The sequence below is a fragment of the Kitasatospora sp. P5_F3 genome (assembly GCF_054049135.1).
Window position 1 is genome coordinate 1 of sequence record NZ_JBFUMY010000024.1, and the last position, 2711, is coordinate 2711.

General features: G+C 74.1%; 3 protein-coding genes. 2 read left to right on the forward strand and 1 reads right to left on the reverse strand.

Going from position 1 to position 2711, the window contains the following annotated elements; translation table 11 throughout:
• The coding region (locus ACXJMZ_RS16220) for a GNAT family N-acetyltransferase (RefSeq protein ID WP_457030747.1) at positions 1-1288 on the reverse strand (1288 nt) is incomplete at its 3' end.
• Positions 1289-1536: 248 nt separating this feature from the next.
• On the opposite strand from ACXJMZ_RS16220, the gene ACXJMZ_RS16225 reads away from it, so the two are divergent.
• The gene (locus ACXJMZ_RS16225) at positions 1537-2406 is read left to right on the forward strand and encodes a universal stress protein (RefSeq protein ID WP_457030748.1); all 870 of its coding nucleotides are present in this window, start codon (positions 1537-1539) and stop codon (positions 2404-2406) included.
• 39 nt (positions 2407-2445) lie between these two features.
• Positions 2446-2711, forward strand: a 266-nt coding sequence (locus tag ACXJMZ_RS16230; RefSeq protein WP_457030749.1) for a helix-turn-helix domain-containing protein, incomplete at its 3' end; no start/stop codon positions are given.

A 2711-nucleotide genomic window follows, 5' to 3' on the forward strand; every position in this document is an offset into this window, starting at 1 on the left:
GAGCACGGGGATCGAGCACGGGGATCGTCCGGGTGACGCGGCGGGCGGTGCGGGCGAACGCGCGCGGGTTGCCGAAGGATTCCAGGTGCAACAGTGCGAGGTCGGTGCGGTGGTCGCTCTCCCACCACTGGAGCAGGTCGTTGCCGCTGACGTCGTACTTGTCGCCGAGCGAGACGAAGCTGGACACTCCGATGCCGAGCCAGGCCAGCCGCTCCAGCAGCGCGATGCCGACACCGCCGGACTGCACGGCCACCCCGGCACTGCCCGGCAGCGGGAAGGCGCCGCCGAACTCGGCGTCCAGCCGCACCTGCGGGTCGGTCTGTGCGATGCCCAGGCTGTTCGGGCCGACCAGCCGCATCGAGTGACGGCGGCAGGCGCGGATCAACTGCCGGGCCTGGGCGGCGTCCAGGCCCGAGGTGAGCACCACCAGCGCCCGCACCCCGGCTCGGCCGCACTCCTCGGCAGCGCCCGGCACCACCTGCGGCGGTACGGCCAGCACGGCCAGGTCAGGCGTCCCGGGCAAGGCACTCAGCGCCGGGTAGGCGGGCTCACCCGCGATCTGCTCGGCATACGGGTTGACGGCCCACACCTCACCGGTGAAACCGCCCTGACGGATCTTCAACAGAACTGCCTGGCCCACCGACCCCGGTCGGCGTGAGGCGCCGACGACGGCAACCGCGCGCGGCCGCAGCAGCGCCGCGAGGCTGGCCACGTCGGCGGTGCGGCCACGGACGTCGACGGCCTCGCGATAGTGCTCGTCGCCCTCGTCCAGCGGGACCCGGACGCGGATCTCGCCCCGGTCGAAATGGCGGTGGACAGGGAGACCGAGGTCGGAGAAGACCCGGTGCACGGCCCGGTTTCCGGCCAGTGTGTCGGCTTCGATCGCCCGGACGCCGCGCTCGCGCGCCGCGTGGACCAGGTGCTCGATGAGCAGCGTCCCGACGCCCCGGTGCTGCCAGGCGTCCGCGACGGCCAGCGCCAGCTCCGCCGTGTCCACGTGCGCCACGCCGGTCTCGTAGTCCGCTTCCCCGACCAGCTCGCCGCCCACCCACGCGCCCAGCGCCAGCAGCCCCGGCCGGGGCGGACCGCAGAGCCGGTCGGCGGCCAGTTCCGGCGAGCGGCGGCTCGCGCCGAAGAACCGCATCCGGCGGCTCGCCTCGGACATCCGCGTAGCGTGCAGGTCGAGCACCGCATCGTGGTCCTCCGGGCCGAGCGGGCGGATCAGTGCGGTGGTGCCGTCCGCCAGCAGTGCCTCGGCGGCGGGCGGCGGGTGCTGAACGGTGGACATCTCCTGCTCCCTCTCTCCGGCCGTACAGGGGCTCACCTCCACCGTCGGCCCGGCCCGGTCTGCACGACAGGGCCGGTCGGCCCCGGCGGCTGGGCCACTGAGTCCCGTCCCTCCGCACTGGGTCCACCGGTCCGGGTGTCGGCCCGACCGGCCCTCCTGCACGGCGGTCGGGAGCCGGACGATGAAGGTGATCAAGGCGCTGCGAGACCGCCGGCGATCTGCCTGGCGGCAGTCGAAGGGAGTTCCTGATGAACGACTCCAAGAGCCGCTACCCCGTCGTCGTGGGCGTCGACCGGTCCGAGGCGAGCCACTGGGCCGTCCGGTGGGCCTCGGACGAGGCCGCCTGGCGCGGCCTGCCGCTCCTGCTGTTGCACGCCCAGGAGTGGCCCACGGGCATCCCGCCCGAGAACGAACCCGAACGTCCCGCGCATCGCTGGGCCATCGGCTTCCGAGCCGCCGGCGACGCGCTGCTGGACACCGCCCGGATGCTGGCCGCGGAGCGGCACCCGGGGCTGGAGATCTCCTCCCGCCTCGCCGAGGGCCGGCCCGTCCACGTGCTGCGGGAGGCCTCCGATGAGGCCGGGCAACTGGTGCTCGGCGTCCGGCGTCTGTCGGAGGCCCATGCGGCCTTGCCGATCGGCTCGACCGGCGCGTCCCTCGCCGGTCACCTGGAGTGCCCGCTCGCGCTCGTCCCCGAGCCGGCGCCGGACGTCTCCGGCGGCGGACCGGTCGTGGTCGGTGTCGACAGCTCGGCCGCCTCTGTGGCCGCGATCGGTTTCGCCTTCGAGGAGGCCGCGCTGGGTCAGGTGGACCTGCAGGCCGTGGAGGTGCGCCGACCGCGTGAGGCCGACTGGCCCGATCTCGTCGAGGAGACGCTGGTCGACCTCTCGGAGTCGCTGGCGGGCTGGCGCGAGAAGTACCCGGACGTCCGCGTCCGGCACGAGGTGCTCACCGGCGACCCGGCGCGGATGCTCGCCATCGCCGCCACCCGCGCCCGCTGCCTGGTCGTCGGCAGCCGCGGCCTCGGCGGCTTCCGAGGCATGCTGCTCGGTTCCACCGGACGGGCGTTGGTACACCGCTGCACCTCGCCGCTGGTGATCGTCCCGCACGGCCGGTGACCGGTCGCGACGGACCCGACAGCAGACGGAGGCATGGTCATGAGCAGCACGGACGACGGCCGGGCGAAGGCCCGCCCGGCCCACCCCGGCGACGTCGGCCGCAGAGTCGCACACCGCCGCGAACAGCTCGGGCTCACCCGCGAGCAGGCCGCAGCCAGAGCAGGCATGGCCGTCGGCTATCTCGAGTACCTGGAGACGAGCCCGGCTGCGGTCGAACTCGAAACGCTCACCAAGCTGGCCGGAGTGCTCGACACCTCGGTCTGGTACCTCTTCGGTGGCGGTCTCGACGTGCCGCCCGGCCCGGG

Bases quoted from the DNA above. Each gene is read 5' to 3' on its own strand.
- ACXJMZ_RS16225 (WP_457030748.1), top strand. From the start codon at position 1,537: ATGAACGACTCCAAGAGCCGCTACCCCGTCGTCGTGGGCGTCGACCGG.